General features: G+C 59.2%; 18 protein-coding genes. 9 read left to right on the top strand and 9 right to left on the bottom strand.

All coding sequences use genetic code 11. The features are described from left to right. Positions 1-35 precede the first annotated feature (35 nt). The 5 genes from GFB49_RS10005 to GFB49_RS09985 all read left to right on the top strand — a co-directional run bounded on the left by GFB49_RS10005 (position 36) and on the right by GFB49_RS09985 (position 7,119). Positions 36-2,993, top strand: a complete 2,958-nt coding sequence (locus tag GFB49_RS10005) for a 2-oxoglutarate dehydrogenase E1 component (RefSeq protein ID WP_153215727.1) — start codon at positions 36-38, stop codon at positions 2,991-2,993. Positions 2,994-3,006: 13 nt separating this feature from the next. Next, the gene (odhB, locus tag GFB49_RS10000) at positions 3,007-4,503 is read left to right on the top strand and encodes a 2-oxoglutarate dehydrogenase complex dihydrolipoyllysine-residue succinyltransferase (RefSeq protein WP_153215726.1); all 1,497 of its coding nucleotides are present in this window, start codon (positions 3,007-3,009) and stop codon (positions 4,501-4,503) included. Positions 4,504-4,573: 70 nt separating this feature from the next. After that, positions 4,574-5,077, top strand: coding sequence for a hypothetical protein (locus GFB49_RS09995; protein WP_153215725.1), 504 nt, complete (start codon positions 4,574-4,576; stop codon positions 5,075-5,077). 60 nt (positions 5,078-5,137) lie between these two features. After that, positions 5,138-6,532 (top strand): dihydrolipoyl dehydrogenase, encoded by a 1,395-nt coding sequence (gene lpdA / locus GFB49_RS09990; RefSeq protein WP_153215724.1) that lies wholly within the window; start codon positions 5,138-5,140, stop codon positions 6,530-6,532. A gap of 62 nt (positions 6,533-6,594) precedes the next feature. Then, positions 6,595-7,119 (top strand): hypothetical protein, encoded by a 525-nt coding sequence (locus GFB49_RS09985; RefSeq protein WP_153215723.1) that lies wholly within the window; start codon positions 6,595-6,597, stop codon positions 7,117-7,119. A 59-nt stretch (positions 7,120-7,178) separates the two neighbouring features. On the opposite strand, the gene GFB49_RS09980 is transcribed toward GFB49_RS09985, so the two are convergent. The 5 genes from GFB49_RS09980 to GFB49_RS09960 form a co-directional block, all read right to left on the bottom strand. Further along, positions 7,179-7,664, bottom strand: coding sequence for a hypothetical protein (locus tag GFB49_RS09980; protein WP_246149671.1), 486 nt, complete (start codon positions 7,662-7,664; stop codon positions 7,179-7,181). A 119-nt stretch (positions 7,665-7,783) separates the two neighbouring features. After that, on the bottom strand, positions 7,784-8,389 hold the full coding sequence (locus tag GFB49_RS09975; RefSeq protein WP_153215722.1) for a pyridoxamine 5'-phosphate oxidase family protein: 606 nt from the start codon (positions 8,387-8,389) through the stop codon (positions 7,784-7,786). After that, a complete protein-coding gene (locus GFB49_RS09970; RefSeq protein WP_153215894.1) occupies positions 8,367-9,059 on the bottom strand; it encodes a lysophospholipid acyltransferase family protein in 693 nt (230 codons plus the stop codon). The genes GFB49_RS09975 and GFB49_RS09970 overlap by 23 nt, the downstream gene beginning before the upstream one ends. A gap of 50 nt (positions 9,060-9,109) precedes the next feature. Beyond that, a complete protein-coding gene (locus GFB49_RS09965; RefSeq protein WP_153215721.1) occupies positions 9,110-10,000 on the bottom strand; it encodes a cell division protein FtsX in 891 nt (296 codons plus the stop codon). Beyond that, on the bottom strand, positions 9,997-10,674 hold the full coding sequence (locus GFB49_RS09960; protein ID WP_343032543.1) for a cell division ATP-binding protein FtsE: 678 nt from the start codon (positions 10,672-10,674) through the stop codon (positions 9,997-9,999). Before GFB49_RS09960 ends, GFB49_RS09965 begins: the two co-directional genes overlap by 4 nt. A 212-nt stretch (positions 10,675-10,886) precedes the next feature. Here GFB49_RS09960 and GFB49_RS09955 point away from each other — a divergent pair, with 212 nt between their 5' ends. After that, positions 10,887-11,819 carry a zinc-ribbon domain-containing protein gene (locus tag GFB49_RS09955; RefSeq protein WP_153215719.1) on the top strand — a complete coding sequence of 311 codons (933 nt, stop codon included), beginning with the start codon at positions 10,887-10,889 and terminating at the stop codon, positions 11,817-11,819. A 15-nt stretch (positions 11,820-11,834) separates the two neighbouring features. Here GFB49_RS09955 and GFB49_RS09950 read toward each other — a convergent pair whose 3' ends face one another. The 4 genes from GFB49_RS09950 to argH all read right to left on the bottom strand — a co-directional run bounded on the left by GFB49_RS09950 (position 11,835) and on the right by argH (position 17,749). Next, positions 11,835-14,540 (bottom strand): TIGR02302 family protein, encoded by a 2,706-nt coding sequence (locus GFB49_RS09950; RefSeq protein ID WP_153215718.1) that lies wholly within the window; start codon positions 14,538-14,540, stop codon positions 11,835-11,837. 37 nt (positions 14,541-14,577) lie between these two features. After that, positions 14,578-15,843, bottom strand: a complete 1,266-nt coding sequence (gene lysA, locus GFB49_RS09945) for a diaminopimelate decarboxylase (RefSeq protein ID WP_153215717.1) — start codon at positions 15,841-15,843, stop codon at positions 14,578-14,580. A gap of 292 nt (positions 15,844-16,135) precedes the next feature. Then, complete coding sequence (locus tag GFB49_RS21010; protein ID WP_194269307.1) at positions 16,136-16,312, bottom strand: hypothetical protein; 177 nt, start codon at positions 16,310-16,312, stop codon at positions 16,136-16,138. Positions 16,313-16,354: 42 nt separating this feature from the next. Next, a complete protein-coding gene (argH, locus tag GFB49_RS09940; RefSeq protein ID WP_194269306.1) occupies positions 16,355-17,749 on the bottom strand; it encodes an argininosuccinate lyase in 1,395 nt (464 codons plus the stop codon). A 20-nt stretch (positions 17,750-17,769) separates the two neighbouring features. Here argH and GFB49_RS09935 point away from each other — a divergent pair, with 20 nt between their 5' ends. From GFB49_RS09935 to GFB49_RS09925, 3 genes are all read left to right on the top strand, one after another. Further along, positions 17,770-18,333 carry a TlpA disulfide reductase family protein gene (locus GFB49_RS09935; protein ID WP_153215716.1) on the top strand — a complete coding sequence of 188 codons (564 nt, stop codon included), beginning with the start codon at positions 17,770-17,772 and terminating at the stop codon, positions 18,331-18,333. A gap of 210 nt (positions 18,334-18,543) precedes the next feature. After that, on the top strand, positions 18,544-19,362 hold the full coding sequence (locus GFB49_RS09930) for an EAL domain-containing protein (RefSeq protein WP_153215892.1): 819 nt from the start codon (positions 18,544-18,546) through the stop codon (positions 19,360-19,362). A gap of 244 nt (positions 19,363-19,606) precedes the next feature. Continuing rightward, on the top strand, positions 19,607-20,782 hold the full coding sequence (locus tag GFB49_RS09925) for an acetyl-CoA C-acetyltransferase (RefSeq protein ID WP_153215715.1): 1,176 nt from the start codon (positions 19,607-19,609) through the stop codon (positions 20,780-20,782). Positions 20,783-20,919: the final 137 nt, after the last annotated feature.

The raw sequence follows: 20,919 nt of genomic DNA, 5'->3' as shown, positions 1-20,919 counted from the left end.
CCTTCACCCGTATACCGTCTCTTCGGGAGCCTAATATGACCGAACAAAGCCCAAATGACATCTTCCACGCCTCCTCTTTCATGCAGGGGCACAATGCGGAGTATCTGGAGCAGCTTTATGCCCAATACGCCAATGACCCCAATGCCGTTGACCAGGCCTGGGGTGAGTTCTTCCGCCAGATGGGCGATGCAGAGCTGGACGTAAAAGCCGAAGCGCAGGGCCCGTCCTGGGCGCGCGGTGACTGGCCGCCGGTGCCTGCGGATGAGGACACTGCCGCGCTGACTGGCGAGTGGCCGGTGGCCCCGGCTGAGGTCAAAGGCGCGGGCAAGAAGATCAAGGAACAGGCCGCTGCCAAAGGGGTTGAAGTTTCCGACGCGCAGGTGCAACGCGCGGTTCTGGATTCGATCCGGGCGTTGATGCTGATCCGGGCGCACCGGATCCGGGGGCATCTGGCGGCAAATCTGGACCCGTTGGGGCTGCATGGGCGTGACCCGCATCCAGAGCTGGATCCCAAGGCCTATGGCTTTAACGAAGCGGATATGGATCGCCCGATCTTTATCGACAATGTTCTGGGTCTGCAGGTCGCTTCCATGCGCCAGATTGTGGACATTGTCCGCCGCACCTATTGTGGCACCTTTGCGCTGCAGTACATGCATATTTCGGACCCCGAACAGTCCGCATGGCTGAAAGAGCGGATCGAAGGTTACGGCAAGGAAATCCAGTTCACCCGTGAAGGGCGCAAGGCGATCCTGAACAAGCTGGTCGAGGCCGAAGGGTTCGAGAAGTTCCTGCATGTGAAATACATGGGCACCAAACGCTTTGGTCTGGACGGCGGTGAAAGCCTGATCCCGGCGATGGAGCAGATCATCAAACGTGGCGGTAACCTGGGCGTTCAGGAGATCGTCGTGGGCATGCCGCACCGGGGCCGTCTGTCGGTTCTGGCCAATGTGATGCAGAAACCCTATCGCGCGATCTTCAACGAATTCCAGGGCGGTTCGTTCAAACCCGAAGACGTCGATGGTTCGGGTGACGTGAAATACCACCTTGGTGCCTCCTCCGACCGCGAGTTTGACAACAACAAGGTGCACCTGTCGCTGACCGCGAACCCGTCGCACCTGGAAGCGGTGAACCCGGTTGTTCTGGGTAAAGTGCGCGCCAAACAGGACCAATTGGGCGATCGCGCAGATCGCACGGCGGTTCTGCCGGTTCTGCTGCACGGGGATGCGGCCTTTGCCGGTCAGGGTGTGGTTGCAGAATGTTTTGCCCTGTCGGGCCTGCGCGGTCACCGCACCGGCGGCACCATCCATATCGTGGTGAACAACCAGATCGGTTTCACCACCGCGCCGCATTTCTCGCGTTCGTCGCCTTACCCGACCGACAACGCGCTGGTTGTGGAAGCACCGATCTTCCACGTCAACGGCGATGACCCTGAAGCCGTGGTGCATGCGGCCAAGGTGGCAACTGAATTCCGCCAGAAATTCCACAAGGACGTGGTTCTGGATATCTTCTGCTACCGCCGGTTTGGTCATAACGAAGGCGACGAGCCGATGTTCACCAACCCGATCATGTACAAGAAGATCAAAGGGCACAAAACCACCCTTTCGCTGTACACGGAGCGTCTGGTCAAAGACGGCCTGATCCCGGAAGGCGAGATCGAAGACATGAAGGCGGCCTTCCAGGCGCATCTGAACGAAGAGTTCGAGGCCGGCAAAGACTTCAAACCCAACAAGGCCGACTGGCTGGATGGGCGCTGGTCACATCTGGACAAGCAGGATGCGGATTACCAACGCGGTGAGACCGCGATCAAGCCGGAAACACTGGCCGAAGTGGGCCGGGGTCTGACCACCCTGCCCGAGGGCTATCCGGTTCACAAAACCATCAACCGCTTCCTGGGCGCCCGTGCCAAGATGTTTGAAACCGGCGAAGGCTTTGACTGGGCCACCGGTGAGGCGATGGCCTTTGGCTCGTTGATGACCGAAGGGTATCCGGTGCGTCTGGCCGGTCAGGATGCGACCCGCGGCACCTTCTCGCAGCGTCATTCCGGCATTGTGAACCAGGACACCGAAGAGCGTTACTACCCGCTGAACAACATCCGCGCCGGTCAGGCCCAGTATGAAGTCATTGACTCGGCCCTGTCGGAATATGCGGTTCTGGGGTTTGAATATGGCTACTCATTGGCGGAACCCAATGCGCTGACCCTGTGGGAAGCCCAGTTTGGCGATTTTGCCAATGGCGCGCAAATCATGTTTGACCAGTTCGTCTCCTCCGGTGAAAGCAAATGGCTGCGGATGTCCGGTCTTGTCTGCCTGTTGCCACATGGATTTGAGGGCCAGGGCCCTGAACACTCTTCGGCACGTCTGGAACGGTTCCTGCAAATGTGTGGCCAGGACAACTGGATCGTGGCGAACTGTACAACGCCTGCGAACTACTTCCACATCCTGCGCCGTCAGCTGCACCGGACCTTCCGCAAGCCGCTGATCTTGGTGACTCCGAAATCCCTGCTACGCCACAAGCTGGCGGTATCAAAGGCAGCGGAATTCACAACCGGTTCCAGCTTCCACCGTGTGTTGTGGGATGACGCGGAACAGGGCAATTCAGCGACCAAACTGGTTGCGGATGACAAGATCAAACGCGTCGTTCTGTGTTCCGGCAAGGTCTATTATGACCTCTTGGAAGAGCGCGACGCCCGCGGCATCGATGACGTCTATATCATGCGGATCGAGCAGTATTATCCGTTCCCGGCGATCTCGCTGGTGAAGGAGCTGGAGCGGTTCAAAGATGCCCATATGGTCTGGTGCCAGGAAGAGCCCAAGAACCAGGGTGCCTGGTCCTTTATCGAGCCCAACATCGAATGGGTGCTGACCCGTATCAAAGCGAAACATTCGCGCCCGACTTATGTTGGTCGCGCCACATCGGCCTCGCCTGCGACAGGTCTGGCCAGCGAACACAAAGCCCAACAAGCCGCGCTTGTAAACGAAGCGCTAAGCATCTGAGGAAGACAGAGAAATGACCACTGAAGTGCGCGTGCCCACCCTGGGCGAATCCGTGACTGAAGCAACCGTGGCCACCTGGTTCAAGAAACCGGGTGACGCGGTGGCGCAGGATGAAATGCTGTGTGAGCTGGAAACCGACAAGGTGACCGTAGAAGTGCCTGCCCCGGCGGCTGGCACCCTGGGTGAGATTGTGGCGCCCGAAGGCGAAACCGTTGGTGTGGATGCGCTTCTGGCGATGATCACCGCCGGCGGCGCAGCGGCAGCACCCGCCCCTGCGGCGGCTCCGGCGGCGGCAGCACCGGCAGCGGATACCGGCGCGGCAACCGACGTTATGGTTCCGACCCTGGGCGAATCCGTGACCGAAGCAACTGTTTCCACCTGGTTCAAAGCGGTCGGCGACACCGTGGCCCAGGACGAGATGCTGTGCGAACTGGAAACCGACAAGGTTTCCGTCGAAGTGCCTGCCCCGGCAGCGGGTGTCCTGACCGAGATCACAGCCCCCGAAGGCACCACCGTTGACGCCACAGCCAAACTCGGTGTGATTGGCGGATCGGCGGGGGCAGCTGCCCCGGCGGCTGCGCCTGCTGCAGCTCCGGCTCCGGCAGCTGCGGGCAAGGACATCGCCAATGCGCCATCCGCGGAAAAGGCCATGGCCGAAGCCGGTCTGAACGCCGCCAGCGTTGCAGGCACAGGCCGCGACGGTCGCATCATGAAAGACGACGTCGCCCGCGCGGTTGCCGCTGCGGCTGCCGCCCCGGCCCCTGCTCCGGCACCGGCTGCCGTGCGCGCCCCGGTTCCGGCCGATGACGCCGCCCGTGAAGAGCGTGTCAAGATGACCCGCCTGCGTCAGACCATCGCCAAGCGTCTGAAAGACAGCCAGAACACCGCCGCGATGCTGACCACCTATAATGAGGTCGACATGACCGAGGTGATGGCGCTGCGCAAAGAGTACAAAGACCTCTTTGAGAAGAAGCACGGCGCGCGTCTGGGCTTTATGTCCTTCTTCACCAAGGCCTGCTGCCACGCGCTCAAAGAAGTGCCGGAAGTAAACGCGGAAATCGACGGCACCGACATCGTGTACAAAAACTACGTCCATATGGGCATCGCGGCCGGCACCCCCACTGGTCTGGTTGTTCCGGTGATCCGTGACGCCGATGCGATGGGTTTTGCCGACATCGAGAAGGCGATCGCTGAGAAGGGCAAGCGCGCCCGTGACGGCAAACTGTCCATGGCGGAAATGCAGGGCGGCACCTTCACCATCTCCAACGGTGGTGTCTACGGCTCGCTGATGTCCTCGCCGATCCTGAACCCGCCGCAGTCGGGTATCCTCGGCATGCACAAGATCCAGGACCGTCCGATGGTCATCAACGGTGAAATCAAGATCCGCCCGATGATGTATCTAGCGCTGTCCTATGACCACCGCATCGTTGACGGCAAAGGCGCTGTAACCTTCCTGGTCCGCGTCAAAGAAGCGCTGGAAGATCCCCGTCGTCTGCTGATGGATCTGTAAATCAAATTACGCCCTTCCCTGCTCCACATTTTTGGAGCAGGGACACAAAAAAACTTGAACGGACGACCCAATGATTTCTTTTCGACTTTTTCTTTTTCCCGCATTAGCGGCGCTCTCTGCTTGTGTTGGCACCACGATCGAGCAACCTCCGATCGAATACCAAACCAGCAAAGCCTTGCAAGCGCGCAGCAGCACGGCTTTCACCATGCGCACGCACACGCGGGAAACAGGAGTACGCAAAGAAATCACAGGCGTGCCATGCGAATTCACAGGGCAAGGCTTCAAATCGAATTTCACTACGCCCGCCATTGTGAAAGCTCCTGAATTGGGGGGCCGAACGCAGGTCGCGTCCGTCTCCTGCGTCTACAATGGCGAAACAAAACATGTGGTTTTGGAGCCCTATAACAAAACGCTGGCGGACATCAACGCGAGCTCCAACTCTTCTGCGGCTGCCAGTGGCCTGGTTGGTGCTTTTATTGGTAGCATCTCCGCAGGCATTCAAAAATCGCGCAGGGATCCTTCGGAGGATGTCTACGCATACCGTGATAGTTCCGTTGTTTTTGCAGACCAGTAAAAACAACCTGAAACCCAAGACGCTGGTGACCCGGCGCTTTAGAAAAGGTGGGGATTCAAAATGTCATCCTATGACGTCATCATCATCGGCGCGGGCCCTGGCGGCTATGTGTCGGCTATTCGCTGCGCCCAGCTGGGCCTGAAAACCGCAATTGTTGAGGGGCGTGAGACGCTCGGCGGCACCTGCCTGAATGTGGGCTGTATCCCCTCCAAGGCGCTGCTGCACGCGACGCACCAGCTGCATGAGGCAGAGCATAACTTTGCCAAGATGGGCCTCAAAGGCAAATCGCCTTCGGTCGATTGGAACCAGATGAAATCCTATAAGGATGAGGTCATCGGCCAGAACACCGGCGGTATTGAGTTCCTGATGAAGAAGAACAAGATCGACTGGCTGAAAGGCTGGGCCTCGATCCCGGCCGCCGGTCAGGTCAAGGTCGGTGATGAGACCTACGCGACCAAAAACATCGTGATCGCCTCCGGCTCGGTTCCCTCGTCCCTGCCCGGTGTGACCGTGGACAATGAAACGGGCGTTGTTGTCGACTCGACCGGCGCGCTGAGCTTGCCAAAAGTGCCAAAGAAGATGGTTGTCATCGGCGCGGGCGTCATTGGACTGGAGCTTGGCTCGGTCTATGCGCGTCTGGGGTCCGAGGTCACCGTGGTTGAATACATGGACGCGGTCTGCCCCGGCATGGACAAGGACGTTCAACGCTCCTTCAAGAAGATCCTGGAAAAGCAGGGCCTCACCTTCATCATGGGTGCTGCGGTTCAGGGCGTAGATGCGACCAAGACCAAAGCCAAGGTTAAATACCAGCCCAAGAAAGGCGGCGATGAGGAAGTGATCGACGCCGACGTAGTGTTGGTTGCCACCGGTCGTAAGCCTTTTGCCGCGGGGCTGGGTCTCGACGCATTGGGTGTCAAACTGACCGAGCGCGGCCAGATCGCGACGGACGCCCATTGGGCCACCAATGTTCCCGGCATCTATGCCATTGGCGACGTGATCGAAGGTCCGATGCTGGCGCATAAGGCGGAAGACGAAGGCATGGCCGTGGCCGAGGTGATCGCGGGTAAGCATGGTCATGTGAATTATGGCGTGATCCCAGGCGTGGTCTACACCACGCCGGAAGTGGCCAATGTGGGCGCCACCGAGGACGCGCTGAAGGCCGAAGGTCGCAAGATCAAGGTTGGCAAATTCTCCTTCATGGGCAATGGCCGCGCCAAGGCCGTTGGTCAGGCCGATGGTTTTGTGAAAATCATCGCGGATGCGGAAACCGACCGTGTGCTGGGTGCCGCAATCATTGGCCCCGCCGCCGGTGACATGATCCACGAGATCTGCGTGGCGATGGAATTTGGCGCCTCTGCCGAGGATATCGCCCTGACCTGCCACGCCCACCCGACCTATTCCGAAGCCGTGCGTGAAGCCGCACTGGCCTGCGGCGACGGCGCGATCCACGCGTAAGTCTATACACAGCAAAGCCCGCTCAGTTTTTCGAGCGGGCTTTTTCGTCGCAAGGGCTTCGTTTGAGCAAGATTACATTCACTCTTTTTATTTTGACTAGCTTTGGGATTGGCCTTTTCGGAGCATCACGGCTTTGGCCGCGTGACAGTCGTGCGGAGCGGATTATGTGGTTGTTCTCGCACTATTGCCTGCCGCCCTATTCGGAAGATTTGGCGGAAGAGCTTCGTCAAAACCTAGATGAGTGGCATCCATTTGGCGAATCCCAAGGATGGTTGGACGACGTATCTGGCAGTATTCTGAGTGTTGATGCCACGCGTTGCACAATAAGTACCTTCGCGCCTTTTGCTCTGGACCACGATGAGGCCGCAGAATTGCGCGATTTGGTCAACGCTTTTGCACCGCAGCGCTTTCCTGAGTTGCAGTTTGATTCTAAGTCCCAATTAGGCCGTGCAGAGCTTGCGACAGCGTGGATGACTGGCGCGGTTCAATCAGCCGAACGTTGGGGCATTTACTCATTTGCCTATCCAGATTTGGGAGAACGCGCGGGGAGTTCTTTAAGCTATGCGCGCGCCCCTCTTCCGCGATGACGCCTGATGCAATATCACCCAAAAGGCGGGATAATGCCTGAAGTTATCGTTTTCGGCAATTAGGAATTGGCAGGCTTCTCGGCAAATTCGATACCGCAATTCTTGGCGTTGGCGGCTTGCTCCAGCGCGGTCAATTCCCCTTTGAGACGCGCCAACTCAGCCGCATTTTCCTTGTTTCCCTTGATAAAGAACGCGGCTGGGAAAAACAGTACAAGCGCAACGCCAGTGGCTACCGCATCATTGTTGGCATTCTTATCCTGCACACCTGCCACAGTTGACGCACGGGCGCTCACACGTCGCGCCTCCTGACCGATCTGCTTGCAACTCATGCTTTGAAAGGCCAAAGGAGACACATAGGCTTCCCCCACGTTCTCACTCTTTTCCGCGCAGCCAGACAGCACCAAAGCGCTGACAAATATTCCTGCAGTGAATTTCTTCAACATTAATCCCCTCCGATTGCAAATTTGGAGGCGATGTCGCAGATAACTCTCAATCAAACAACCGTAAACAGATTGAATCTGATCGCATTCGCCATTTTGTTGCATAACTGCAATTTATCAAATTTCTATTTTTTCTGAGGGCAATACTTTCCGCCTGCGCAAGCCATTGTACATTGATCACATGGCGTGGCAAGATTGGATGATCGCCCCCAGTCGCATCACGTTTACCACATGGTTTTGGCTGCGCGCGGGCCCCATTCGCGGTCGTAGGTTTCGCCGCCTTCAGCGCCATCCGTGGCTTCGGCCAGCAGTTGGCCTACGGTCGGCAGATCGGCGCTTTCATCGCCGCTGGTCCAGGTTTTGGAGCGGATCAGGGCGCGGGCGCATTGAGAGTAGATCTCGGCGATGGTGATCACAATCACGGTGGCGGGTTGTTTGTCGTGTTTCTCAAACCGGGCACGCAATTCGGCGTCATCGGTCAGCTGGGCTGTGCCATTGACGCGGATCACATTGTTGGACCCCGGCACCATAAACATCAGCGACACGCGGTTATCCCGCACGATATTGCGCAAGCTGTCGATGCGGTTGTTCCCACGCCAATCAGGCAACGCCAGGGTTTTGGCATCCAGCTCCATCACCACCGGGCCTTCATCGCCGCGCGGGCTGCCATCGGTGCCTTCGGGGCCGACCGTGGTCAGCACGCAAAACCGCGACGCCATAATCCATTTGCGATACAGTGGCGTCATTTGGGGCACCACTTTACGTAACGATGGCGCTCCCGGTTTTCCGTAAATCGCCTCAAGCTGATCAATTGTGTTGATGTAGTCCATTTGGGTCAAACCCTGCTTCTTTCATTAGTGCATTAGAGCGGGCCTCGACCCGGTCTTCCAATATCTTCATAAAGTCGGGCTTGGGCAGACCGGCCGGGATCGGGTCGAGAAATTCAACCACCGCCGTGCCGGGTTTGCGCAGGATCCCAGTGCGGGGCCAAAATAGACCGACGTTTGTGGCAACTGGAATACAAGGCTGGTTCAATTGTTCGTAAAGTACCGCTGCGCCGATCTTATAGGGTTTGTGTGCCCCGGGTGCCACACGTGTTCCTTGCGGATAGATCACCAGCTGGCCGGGTTCGGCGAACTCTTTGGCGACATCCTGCACCATCTTGGCGATGGCTGCGCCGCCCTTGCCGCGGTTCACCGGAACACAGCCCAGCCGTTTGGCATAAAGGCCAATCACCGGGGTCCACATTAATTCGCGTTTCATAATGAATTTGGGCCAGGGCATATGGCCAAAAAGGATCAAAATATCCAGAAAGCTTTGGTGTTTGGAGGCCACCACAACCTCATTCGTGGGGATGGTGCCGCGGATCTCGGTCTTGATCCCGACCATCCAGCGCGCTGACCACAGGACCCAGGCGCAATAGACCTTGCAGGCGAATTTGGCGCCCGATTTGGAGACCAGCGCCAATGGGGCAAAGAGGATGCCGAGGATCAGCATCATGGCATAGATCTGCACCACAAACACCAGCGAGCGCAGCCATTGAAAGAGGATCACGTCAGCTCTCCCAGTCGTTTCTTGGCGGCGCGGCTGGTGGCAACAAAAGCCACAAGCGCGCCGAGGGGAGGAATGGCCAGCGGCAAGAGCCAGCTGAGGCCGGAAAAGCCAAGCCCGGTGAGGAAGCCGCCTTCTTCGGACGCGGCGGGCAGCAGCAGAACACCGATCATGCCACAGGCAACGCCAACGGCCGCCCCCAGAAGCGCGCGCAGTGTAAAGCGGCGGATAAAGGCTTGGGCGATATAGGTGTCCATGGCGCCGACCAGGCGCAAGACCTCGATCACTTGGGAATTGGCGGCCAGTGCCGCATTGGCCGCCAGGGTAATCATCGCCGCCGTGGCACCACCGATCAGCAGGATGGACACCACCGCCAGACGGCGTAGCGCACGGGCCGCATCCACCAGCGGTTCACGCCAGCGGGTGTGGTCATCCAGAACGGCACCCGGCACCTCGGCCTGAAGGCGCAGGCGCAGACCGGTGGCGTCATAGGGTGGGTTTGCGGCCAGAACCTCCACCAATTGCGGCACCGGCAGGCTGTCGATGGGCAGATCGGACCCGAACCAGGGCGACAGCATGGCGGCCTGTTCTTCGGGGGTGATGACCCGCACATTCGCCACGCCCGGGGTCTGGTTCAGAATGGTCACTGCCGCCTCGGTCTGGGCCTGACGCTGGTCTGCCGGTGCATTGATGCGCAAGGTTGCAGCACCCGCCAGTTCATCCGCCCAGCGATCTGCCAGACGGCCAGAGGCGACGGATAGCGCCAGCGCAAAAACGGTCAGAAAGGCCATCGCGCCCGCTACAAACAGGGTCAGCTGTGCGGTAAAGCCGCTGGGGGGCACCACGCGGTCGGCCTGGGCATCGCCAAGGATCAGGTTGCGTGCGCTCATAGGTCGACCCCCGCCAGGGTCAGCTGCCGGTTCGAAATCCGCAAGACCCGCGCCTGCACCTGGTTTTTGGCCGCGCGGATCAGGGGCAGATCATGGGTCGCAACAAGGATCGTCTTGCCCATGTTATTCAGCTCGACCAGCAGACGCAGAAGCCGTTGCGACATTTCCCAGTCCACGTTGCCAGTGGGCTCATCGGCGATGATCACATCCGGTGACAGGATCACCGCACGGGCCAAGGCCGCCCGTTGGCGTTCACCGCCCGACAATTCCGGCGGCAGCGCATGGGCGCGGTCTGACAGGCCCACCCAATTCAGGAGTTCGCGCAGGTTGGCCTCTTCCTGGCTCAGGTCTTTGCCCGATACGGTAAGGGGCAGCGCGATGTTTTCGATCAGCGGCAAATGGTCCAGAAACCGGCAGTCCTGATGCACCACGCCAACCCGACGGCGTAAATAGGCCATCTGGTCCCGGTCCAGACCGTTCACATCCATGTTAAAGGCACGCACCCGGCCTGCGGTGGGGGCCAGCGCGCCATAGCAGAGCTTCAGCAATGTGGTTTTTCCCGCCCCGGACGGCCCGGTCAGGAAATAAAACGACCCCGGCGCAAGCTCGACCGAGACATTGCTCAGCAGCTCTCCTCCGCCATAATTATAGGCTATATTGTCCAGCTCGATCACGGCTGCTCCCTCAAAATACCCGCCCGTTGTGCCCCAGGCCGGAGCGGGTTTCAATGGTTGCTGTGGCCCTGGTGTCCCACTGAGGGCGCGATGCGCCCCATTGGAACCGGGCTTGGGCATTTGTGCCTTTCGCGATGTGTTGGAAATGCTTATGATTTCTGGAAAATCAAAGGTGGTGAGCGCTGAGACCATCTGCGAGTGAGGAGAGACAGATGCGTCTGACATGTCCCAATTGCGGGGCCCAATATGAGGTGCCCGATGATGTGATCCCCCCTGAGGGGCGGGATGTGCAGTGTTCCAATTGCGGATCGACGTGGTTTCAAGACGGCCCCTATGTGGACGAGCTGCAAGCGCCAGCGCCAAAAGAGGAGCCCGTTGCGGCTGAACCCGCACTTGAGGCTGAACCTGAGAATGTGCCGTCAGCGGTCCCAGAAGAGGATCTGGACCAGGATGAAGCTTTAGAAGCCCCTGTTGCAGACAGTGATTTTGATGCAGACGACGATCTGGATCCACCGCAAGAAGATTTTGCAACCCCACCTCCTGAGCCGGAACCTGATGAGGCCGATGCCGAAGAGGTCCCTGTCGTTCAACCAGAACGCAGCGGCCGGGGGCTTGATACTTCGGTCAAGGATATCTTGCGCGCCGAAGCCGAACGGGAAGCCGCGCTGCGGGCCGCTGAAGCGACAGGCGTGGAGACGCAGCCTGAACTGGGGTTGGATGCGGTATCGGTGGATGACACCGCGCATCGCGCACAGCAAACCCGCGAGCGTATGGCGCGGTTGCGTGGCGAAGACCCTGATGAGCCTTCAGAGGATCTACCGGGATCGCGCCGCGGGTTGTTGCCCGATATTGAAGAGATCAACTCGACGCTTAAGGGCAATTATGAAGTCCCAGGCCCCGCGGAGGCGCTGGCCTATGACGAGATGGCTCCACGGCAGCGCAGTGGCTTTCTGCGCGGGTTTACCATTGTGATCCTGTTGGCTGTGGGCGCGGCGTTGATCTATCAGAATGCTGGAACCCTAGCGGCCCAAGTGCCAGAGGCGGCCCCCTATCTGGAATCCTATGTGGATTGGGTCAATGAAACCCGCGTGTGGCTGCACACGCAGGTTGAACAATTGGCCCAGCAACCCGCCCCTGCGGAATAATCTAACTGGTTCCGGTTAAAACCGGTCCAGCAGGCGCTGCAGGTAATTGCGTTCGCTTTCACTGCGGTTTTGATCGCCTGAGCGGCGGCGGATGTCTTCGAGCAGATCCCATGCCCGGCGATAGGCCTGTTCATCACCAATGGTGCCTCCCTGGCTGGCACCCCGGTTGCCACGCCCCAGCGGGTCGGTGCTCTCTGATCTGGATTGCTGGCTGTTTTGCCCCTGATTGCCCGGTGCGCTTTCCTGTTGTGCCATCGCTTCGCCCAAGGAGCGCATACCGTCACGCAGGGCTTCCATCGCCTCGGACTGGCGATCCAGCGCTTCGGCCATGTCACCTTGCCGCAGCGCATCCTCGGCGTTTTCCATGGCACGGCCCGCCCGGTCCAGCGCTTCGCGCGTGTCTTGGCCTTCGGGTGAGCTGCCAAAGGGCAAACCATCCTGCTGGCGCTGCAGCTCGTCGCGCAGCTGTTGTTGACGGTCTGCCAGTGATTGCTGCTGACCCGACTGCGGCGCGCCTTGGCCACCCTCGCCCTCTTGGCCTTCGGCGCTTTGACCATCAGGGCTTTGGCCCGGTTCATGGCTTTGGCCGCGGCCCTGACCGCCGTTGCGACCTTCATTCTGGCTGCTTTCACCGGATTGCGCATTGGGATTGAACTGTTCCTGCAGATCGCGGAAGGCCTGATCCGACAGGCCCTGTTGCTCGCGCAGCGTCTCTGCCAGGCCTTGCATGGCTTGATCACCGGGAGAATTGCCCTGCCCCGGCTGGCCCTGCGTGACCTGCATGTTTTCCATCATCTGCTGGAATTCACGCAGAGCCTGCTCCGCTTCGGCCATGCGGCCCTGTTCCATCAGCTCCTGGATCCGGTCCATCATCGCCTGCAGGTCGTCCTGGCTGAGCTCAAGCGTGTTTTCCGCCCGCTCACCCGGATCCAGATCCTCGGCCTCTGCGTCGGCCTGGCGCTGCAACTGGCGCAGGTAATCCTGGGTCGCCTCGCGCAGCTCCTGCATCAGTTCGGCGATTTCTTGTTCTGATGCCCCATCGCGCATCGCCTGGCTAAGTCGGTCCTGTGCACGGCGCATCCGTTCCAGCGCGTCGCCGATGTCGCCCTCTTCCAACTCGATCGCCAGATCCCACAGAGCGGCGGCAATCTCTTCCTGCTGAGGTTCTTGCAGCCCGTCAGCTCCGGCCTGTGTCACATAGGTTTCCAGCCGCCGCAGGATTGCGCGTAGGCGCAGGTAATCGCCGCTGTCACGGAACAGATCTTTGGGCCGGTGGGTCAAAGTGCGCAGGATCTGGGTAATCCGGGGGGCATTGGCGCGCGTCCACAGAAGGTCGCGGCGCTGTTCAATGATTGCCGCCGCCATTGGATCGAAAAACCGTCGGGTGGCCAAGGGCGCGCCAAAGCCCGCGCTTTGTCCCGTTTGGCCCGCAGCGTCTTCGACCATGAAGGTATAGACCATGGGCATATTGGCCCAGGGGTGCTGCGCGAAATTGTCGGTCAGCACTTCGGTAAACTCCCGCCGGTCACCGGTCAGCGGCAGCGGCAGGTCCAGAACAATTGGGGCACGCGGGTCTGGGTCCGCCGCCAGCCCGTGGCTGCGCTCCAGCGCCAGGAGGTCGAGGTCAATCGTCACCTGCCCGCGTTCGATGCCGTAATCATCCTGTCCGGTAAACGGCATCTCCATACTGCCATCCACAGAGGCCTCGGGCTCTGCGGCGACAGAGACCTGCGGGGGCGTGTCCGGCAACAGGGTGACCTGCCAGCTGTGACCGCCGGGGCCCTGAATTTCAATCACACCGCTTTGTGTCACTTCAAACCGCTGTTCCGGGTCAGCGGCAGATGGCAGCGCATCGGTGCGGCCTGAGACGGTTTCGGCCAGTGTGAGATCGCCAATTTCGCCATAAAACCTGAGCGTTACCGTGCTACCTGCGGCCACGTTCAAGCGGCTGCCTGGTTGATCGGCAAGGTACAGAACCGGCAGGCCAGTATAATGGGGCGGCTCCAGCCAGCCTTCCCAGGTGGGGCCGATCTGGGCCTGCTGGGTTCCCGGTGCCATTTGGCGCAGGTTGCCCACATGCAGGATCGAGCCAAAGAGCAGCGCCACCAGAAACAATGTCAGCGCCATAAACCGAATGCCAAAGGGGTCGGCCGCCGCCAGTCGCAAATTGGGCGCAGGCGCGTTTGCCGCTTGGGCGCGTTTGGCCATGCGCGCCTGATGCAGGCGCCACAATTCAGAGGACGCCGCATCGCCGCGCCCGATGGCCTGATCATCCAACAGAGCCGCAATTGGGCGACCTTTGAGGGTTTTATCCAGATGGTCCTGGGTTCGCTGCCAGCTGGGCCAGCGCAGATTGCGCAGCCCCCAGATGATGGCCGCCAGCAAAGACAGGCCAAGTGCCACGCTTCCAGCCCAGAAAGCTTCGATTGGTAGGAAATCCGCGACGCCAATCATCACCGCAGCCAGTGACAGGAACAGAACCGACGCCGCAGGCCAGAAGGCCCGCAGGATTTGCTCGCTCAGAAGACCGATACGGGTCAGCCAGAGCTGACGGCGCAGGGGCCACAGCCGTGCGTCCAAACCCGCCGCGCCAAACGGCGTGCGATGTTGCCCTGTCTTCCCTGCTGCGCGCGCCGGGTTTTCGGCGCTGGCTGTTTCAGCCCTGTCTTGTTGTTCAGCCCTGTTGGTGTCAGAGCTGCCTTGGCGGTCGTGAATGGCCATCTGGCGTTGCCTCCGCTTGCTCCGAAGGCGAAACGCTTCAGAGCCACTCTGGCATGGTATCGCGATTTATCATTTCGTCAAAGCTTGGGCGCGGGCGAATAACTGCGAATTGATTTCCGTTAACGAGAACCTCGGGAATCAGCGGGCGTGAATTGTATTCGCTGGCCATCACCGCACCATAGGCGCCCGCACTGCGGAAAGCGATCAGATCGCCCGCCTCCAAGGGGGGCATATTGCGCGCTTTGGCAAAGGTGTCGCCGGTTTCACAGACCGGGCCCACGATGTCATAGGGGCGCTGTTCGACACCCGGTGCCGGTTCCTTCACCGCCACGATATCGTGATGCGCCTCATACATGGCCGGGCGGATCAGGTCGTTCATGGCGCTGTCAACAATCAGGAAATCGCGGTCTTCGCCGGATTTTACATAGATCACTTTGGACAGCATGATGCCTGCGTTGCCTGCGATCAGACGGCCTGGCTCAATCTCAATCTCGCAGCCAAGGTGGCCCAATGTGTCCTTGATCAGCTGGCCATATTCAACCGGCAAGGGCGGCGCTTCGTTGGAGCGCGCGTAAGGGATGCCCAAGCCCCCGCCGAGATCAAGACGGCGAATGTTATGACCTTCGGCGCGTAGGGCTTCTGTCAGCTCGGCGACTTTCTCATAGGCCAGTTTAAACGGTTCCAATTCGGTCAATTGCGAGCCGATGTGGCAGTCGATCCCCACCACTTCGAGCCCCGGCAGCGAGGCCGCCAGCGCATAGACTTCTTTGGCGCGCGAAATCGGAATGCCAAATTTATTCTCGGACTTACCAGTTGCGATCTTGGCATGAGTCTTGGCGTCCACGTCTGGGTTGACCCGGATGGTGATCGGCGCGGTTTTGCCCAATTCCTGAGCAACGCGGCTGATCACAACCATTTCGGGCTCGGATTCCACGTTGAACTGGCGGATGCCACCGGTCAGAGCGGTGCGAATCTCCTCAGCCGTTTTGCCAACGCCCGAAAAGACGATCTTGTCCCCTGGCACGCCTGCAGCCTTGGCCCGCAGATATTCGCCCTGGCTCACCACATCCATACCGGCCCCGGCCTGGGCCAGTGTCTTGAGGATCGCCTGATTGGAGGCGGCCTTCATCGCATAGCAGACCAGGTGTTCGGTGCCCTCCAGAGCCTCATCAAACAGGCGGAAGTGCCGCAACAATGTGGCGGTGGAATAGATGTAACACGGGGAGCCAACGGCGGCCGCAATCTCGGCCACCGGCACGTCCTCGGCGTAAAGCGCGCCGTCGCGGTAGAGAAAATGATCCATGGCCCCGCGTTTAGGGAAAAGGGCGCGGGGGATCAATCATTTCTGAGTGGATCAACACAATAGAGCAAAAGACATGACACGCGATTACAGCTTTGTCGAAACGCCAACCCGTGCGCTGCCCGAAATCGTGATGCCGGTTTTTGGGGTTTGGTCTGACGCGTCGGGTTCGGCATCAGGATAACGCGGGCTTGTTTCACATGCTGCAAGTGGCGCGAGGAGAAGCAAGAGGCAAAGAATTCGCAAGGGGATATCCTTTTTTTTGTTATGCCGTGCGTACTGCCACGTCGCCTGATTACAGGCCAACTGCGACAGACACCGGCCCTTTGCTGACGCCGACGCTGCTGCCCACATGCACACCGCTGCTGGAGACATTGACGCCAACGCCAAAGGTCGGGCGAATGGGTTCGCCATCCGCGCCGCAGGAGGCCAGAACCATCAAAGCCGCCATCAGGCAGAACAATTTGGACATATCGGGCCTCCTTCTTTTTTACACGCGCTGACCCTTTCGGGATCAGCTGTTCAGGATCTCTTTCCAGCGGGCGACCTGCGCGCGGACCTGTGCCGGTGCGGTGCCCCCATAGCTCATACGGGAGTTTACCGAGTTCTCCACGCCAAGCACGCTAAAGATATCATCGGTGATGCCCGCATGCACGCCCTGCATGTCCTCAAGGCTCAGGTCCGGCAGATCACAGCCGCGGGCTTCTGCCATGGCCACCAGCGTGCCGGTCACATGATGCGCGTCGCGGAACGGCACCTTGAGCACCCGGACCATCCAGTCGGCCAGATCCGTGGCAGTGGAGAAGCCAGAGCCGGCTGCTGCTGCAAGGCTTTCGCGGTTGCCGGTCATATCCTTGACCATGCCTTCCATTGCTGCCAGCGCCAGCATCCAGTTGTCAGCGGCGTCAAAGACCTGTTCTTTGTCTTCCTGCATGTCCTTGGAATAGGCCAGCGGCAGCCCTTTCATTACCATCATCAGCGCGGTGTTGGCGCCAAAGATCCGGCCAACCTTGGCGCGGATCAGTTCAGCCGCGTCGGGGTTTTTCTTTTGTGGCATGATCGAGGAGCCGGTGGAGAAACGGTCCGAGAGCGTCACAAATCGGAACTGGGCGGAGGACCAGATCACCAGCTCTTCGGCAAAGCGGGACAGGTGCATGGCGCAGATCGAGGCGACCGACAGGAATTCCAGCGCAAAATCCCGGTCCGAGACGGCATCCAGCGAATTTGCGGTTGGACGGTCAAAGCCAAGCGCGCTGGCGGTCATGTCCCGATCAATCGGGAAAGAGGTGCCCGCCAAAGCCGCCGAACCCAGGGGTGATTCGTTCATCCGGGCGCGGGCGTCACGCACACGGGACAGATCGCGGCCAAACATCTCCACATAGGCCATCATATGATGGCCCCAGGTCACCGGTTGCGCGGTTTGCAGGTGAGTGAAGCCCGGCATCACCCAATCGGCGCCGGCTTCTGCCTGATCGACCAAAGCCGCGATCAGCGCCAACAGGCCTTTCTCCGCCGCGTCAAACTGGTCGCGCACCCAGAGTTTGAAATCGGTCGCCACCTGATCGTTACGGGACCGGCCGGTGTGCAGTCGGCCAGCGGGTTCGCCGATGATTTCCTTCAGCCGCGCCTCTACATTCATGTGAATGTCTTCCAAAGCGGTGGAATATTCAAACTTTCCCGTTTCAATCTCTGACAAAACGGTGAGCAGACCTTCCCGAATGGCGTCCGCGTCATTATCCGTAATAACGCCTGTGGCAGCGAGCATCGCTGCGTGGGCCCTGGAACCGGCAATGTCTTGTGCTGCCATTCGCTTGTCAAAACCGATCGAGGCATTAATTGCCTCCATGATCGCGTCTGGACCAGCGGCAAAGCGGCCGCCCCACATTTGGTTCGAGGTTTGATCTGTCATGGTGGAACCCTGGAGAAATTATGCGTCTGTTTCGTCACCTCACCCTTTATATGGCCTTGGCCATAGGTGCAAATGCCGCTCATGCAGCGGATCCTGCCGCGCTGGAAGCGCTGCGTGAAGACAGCCTGCGCCGTCTTGTGGTTCACAGCGCGCCCAAAGCTGTCTCGGACCAGCCGTTTAACCTGGCCGATGATGCGGGCACGGCAACCCTGCAGGACTACAAAGGCAAAGTTGTTCTGTTGAACTTCTGGGCTACCTGGTGCGCGCCCTGCCGCAAGGAAATGCCACAGATCGCCGAGTTGCAAGAGGAGTTCGGCGGTGAGGATTTTGAGGTCCTGACCATTGCCACAGGCCGCAATTCACCGGCGGGCATCCGCAAGTTTTTTGACGAAAACGGCATCACCAACCTGCCCCGCCACCAAGACGACCGTCAGAACCTGGCTCGCAATATGGCCGTCATCGGTCTGCCGATTACCGTATTGCTCAACCGCGACGGTGAAGAGGTCGCCCGGCTGTTGGGGGATGCGGAATGGAATTCCGACAGCGCCAAGGCCATTGTTCAGGCGATGATCGACGCCGAGTAACCGCGGCTTTACCAACCGCAAAGACCTGCTGTGATACAGAAATTGAAGAGAGCGCTGATGACCTCAGCCGCTCTCTTTCTGTTTCGGGAACACTGTTTAAAATCCGAACTTTAATCACCGCTTCACTCTTTTGCAGGATCCTGTGGTTTGACGCATATTGGACGACGTGACCCGCCTGGAGCCTTTGCCGTGAAGAAAGATCGCATCAAGATGGCCGACATGTCCGAGGGATCGGACACCCCTTTGGGCTCTGCCGTGGCCAATCGGGACCGGTCGACGCTGGATATGGTTGCGGATGCAATCAAATACGACCAAACGATGCTGGCCTATCAGCCGATCATGCAGGCGCTGCCGCCCAATGGTGTGGCCTTTTATGAAGGCTACATCCGGGTGCTGGATGCCACCGGCCGGGTGATTCCCGCGCGTGAGTTTATGGATGTGGTCGAAGACACAGAATTGGGGCGCGAACTGGACTGTCTGGCCCTGCAACACGGCCTTCGGGCGCTCAGCAAACATCCCGATATTCGCCTGTCGATCAACATGTCGGCCCGCTCTATCGGCTATGAACGTTGGAATCAGGCGCTGAAACGGTTCCTGAAAAATGACAGCACCATTGGCGAGCGGTTGTTGTTGGAAATCACCGAAGCCTCCACCCAGGGCGCGCCCGAGCTGGTGTTGGATTTCATGACCCGGATGCAGGAGCATGGCATCGCCTTTGCCATGGATAACTTTGGCGCAGGCAGCATGTCGATTGCCCATTTCCGGCAGTTCTTCTTTGATGCGGTGAAACTGGACGGGCAGTTTGTGCGTAAGGTCTCAGAAAACTATGATAATCAAGCTGTTGTGCGGGCGCTGGTGGGCGTGGCCAAGCAGTTTGATATGCTGACCGTTGCCGAATCGGTCGAGACCCAGAACGATGCAGAATTCCTGATTTCCATTGGTGTGGACTGCCTGCAGGGGTATCTGTTTGGGGCGCCAACTGTGCGCGCACCTTGGGTCGAAGATTTGAAGCAACGCCATCGCGCGTGACCTAATTGGGGAGTGTTGGGACAACCCCCACCTCAACTTTAGCGCTAATTTCCCCTGACAACACACGGTAAAAAACACCGGTTTCGGTTGACTTTGCACCCGTGGCTGCGACACCTTGCGAATTGCTGCAGGTGCATAGCTTCGCGTAATGTACCGCTGATGGGAGGGGGAATGCCGGTCGACAGACAGCGTAAATACGTGTGACCCGCTTCCGCAATATCTGGATGTCAAAGGACCAAAAGTCATGACCAATGTTGTAATTGCATCCGCTGCGCGTACCGCAGTCGGTAGCTTTGGCGGCTCTTTCGCCACCACGCCAGCCCACGATCTGGGCAAAGCTGTTCTGGAAGCCGTGGTTGAACGCGCAGGCGTCGACAAAGCCGAAGTATCAGAGACCATTCTGGGCCAGGTGCTGACCGCCGCCCAAGGCCAGAACCCCGCGCGTCAGGCGCATATCAACGCAGGCCTGCCGCAAGAAAGCGCCGCCTGGGGGATCAACCAGGTCTGTGGCTCGGGTCTGCGCGCTGTTGCCCTGGGTGCACAACACATCATGCTGGGCGATGCATCGATTGTGGCCGCCGGTGGCCAGGAAAACATGACCCTGTCGCCCCATGCCGCAAACCTGCGTGCCGGTCACAAGATGGGTGACATGAAATACATCGACACCATGATCCGCGACGGTCTGTGGGATGCGTTTAATGGCTATCACATGGGTCAGACTGCGGAAAACGTGGCTGAGAAATGGCAGATCAGCCGCGAGATGCAGGATGAGTTCGCACTGGCCTCGCAAAACAAAGCGGAAGCGGCACAAAAGGCCGGTAAATTCGCCGATGAGATCGTGCCGTTTATCGTAAAGCACCGCAAAGGTGACATCACCGTGGATGCGGATGAATACATCCGCCACGGTGCCACCATCGAAGGCATGCAGAAACTGCGCCCGGCCTTTGCCAAGGACGGCTCTGTCACCGCTGCAAACGCATCCGGTCTGAATGACGGTGCGGCTGCAACCCTGCTGATGAGCGCGGATGAGGCCGAAAAGCGCGGCATCGAGCCGCTGGCGCGAATCGCCTCTTATGCAACCGCAGGTCTGGATCCATCGATCATGGGTGTTGGCCCGATCTATGCATCGCGCAAAGCGCTGGAGAAAGCCGGCTGGAGCGTTGATGACCTGGATCTGGTTGAAGCCAACGAAGCTTTTGCAGCGCAGGCCTGCGCCGTGAACAAGGACATGGGCTGGGATCCGGCGATCGTAAACGTCAACGGTGGTGCCATCGCTATCGGTCACCCAATTGGTGCTTCGGGCTGCCGCGTTCTGAATACGCTTTTGTTTGAGATGAAGCGCCGCGATGCCAAAAAGGGTCTGGCGACCCTGTGTATCGGTGGTGGCATGGGTGTCGCATTGTGCGTCGAACGTCCATAAACGATTAAAATACCGTCATTTATGAGGGCACCCCTAGGGGTGCCCTTTTGTTTTGACATCTGCCCGTTACGATAAGTCGTGCAAAATGAACTTTGAAAAAAGTGAAATCATACTCGCAATTTGCTTGCGCTGCGACG

The sequence above is a fragment of the Tritonibacter litoralis genome (genome assembly GCF_009496005.1).
GTDB lineage: Bacteria > Pseudomonadota > Alphaproteobacteria > Rhodobacterales > Rhodobacteraceae > Epibacterium > Epibacterium litoralis.
This window is presented reverse-complemented; position numbering and strand designations above follow the sequence as displayed.

Bases quoted from the DNA above. Each gene is read 5' to 3' on its own strand.
- GFB49_RS09980 (WP_246149671.1), bottom strand. From the start codon at position 7,664: ATGCAACAAAATGGCGAATGCGATCAGATTCAATCTGTTTACGGTTGT.
- GFB49_RS09970 (WP_153215894.1), bottom strand. From the start codon at position 9,059: ATGATGCTGATCCTCGGCATCCTCTTTGCCCCATTGGCGCTGGTCTCC.
- GFB49_RS09975 (WP_153215722.1), bottom strand. From the start codon at position 8,389: ATGGACTACATCAACACAATTGATCAGCTTGAGGCGATTTACGGAAAA.
- lysA (WP_153215717.1), bottom strand. From the start codon at position 15,843: ATGGATCATTTTCTCTACCGCGACGGCGCGCTTTACGCCGAGGACGTG.
- GFB49_RS09925 (WP_153215715.1), top strand. From the start codon at position 19,607: ATGACCAATGTTGTAATTGCATCCGCTGCGCGTACCGCAGTCGGTAGC.
- lpdA (WP_153215724.1), top strand. From the start codon at position 5,138: ATGTCATCCTATGACGTCATCATCATCGGCGCGGGCCCTGGCGGCTAT.
- GFB49_RS09965 (WP_153215721.1), bottom strand. From the start codon at position 10,000: ATGAGCGCACGCAACCTGATCCTTGGCGATGCCCAGGCCGACCGCGTG.
- GFB49_RS21010 (WP_194269307.1), bottom strand. From the start codon at position 16,312: ATGTCCAAATTGTTCTGCCTGATGGCGGCTTTGATGGTTCTGGCCTCC.
- argH (WP_194269306.1), bottom strand. From the start codon at position 17,749: ATGACAGATCAAACCTCGAACCAAATGTGGGGCGGCCGCTTTGCCGCT.
- GFB49_RS09950 (WP_153215718.1), bottom strand. From the start codon at position 14,540: ATGGCCATTCACGACCGCCAAGGCAGCTCTGACACCAACAGGGCTGAA.
- GFB49_RS09935 (WP_153215716.1), top strand. From the start codon at position 17,770: ATGCGTCTGTTTCGTCACCTCACCCTTTATATGGCCTTGGCCATAGGT.
- GFB49_RS10005 (WP_153215727.1), top strand. From the start codon at position 36: ATGACCGAACAAAGCCCAAATGACATCTTCCACGCCTCCTCTTTCATG.
- GFB49_RS09930 (WP_153215892.1), top strand. From the start codon at position 18,544: ATGGCCGACATGTCCGAGGGATCGGACACCCCTTTGGGCTCTGCCGTG.
- GFB49_RS09955 (WP_153215719.1), top strand. From the start codon at position 10,887: ATGCGTCTGACATGTCCCAATTGCGGGGCCCAATATGAGGTGCCCGAT.
- GFB49_RS09995 (WP_153215725.1), top strand. From the start codon at position 4,574: ATGATTTCTTTTCGACTTTTTCTTTTTCCCGCATTAGCGGCGCTCTCT.
- odhB (WP_153215726.1), top strand. From the start codon at position 3,007: ATGACCACTGAAGTGCGCGTGCCCACCCTGGGCGAATCCGTGACTGAA.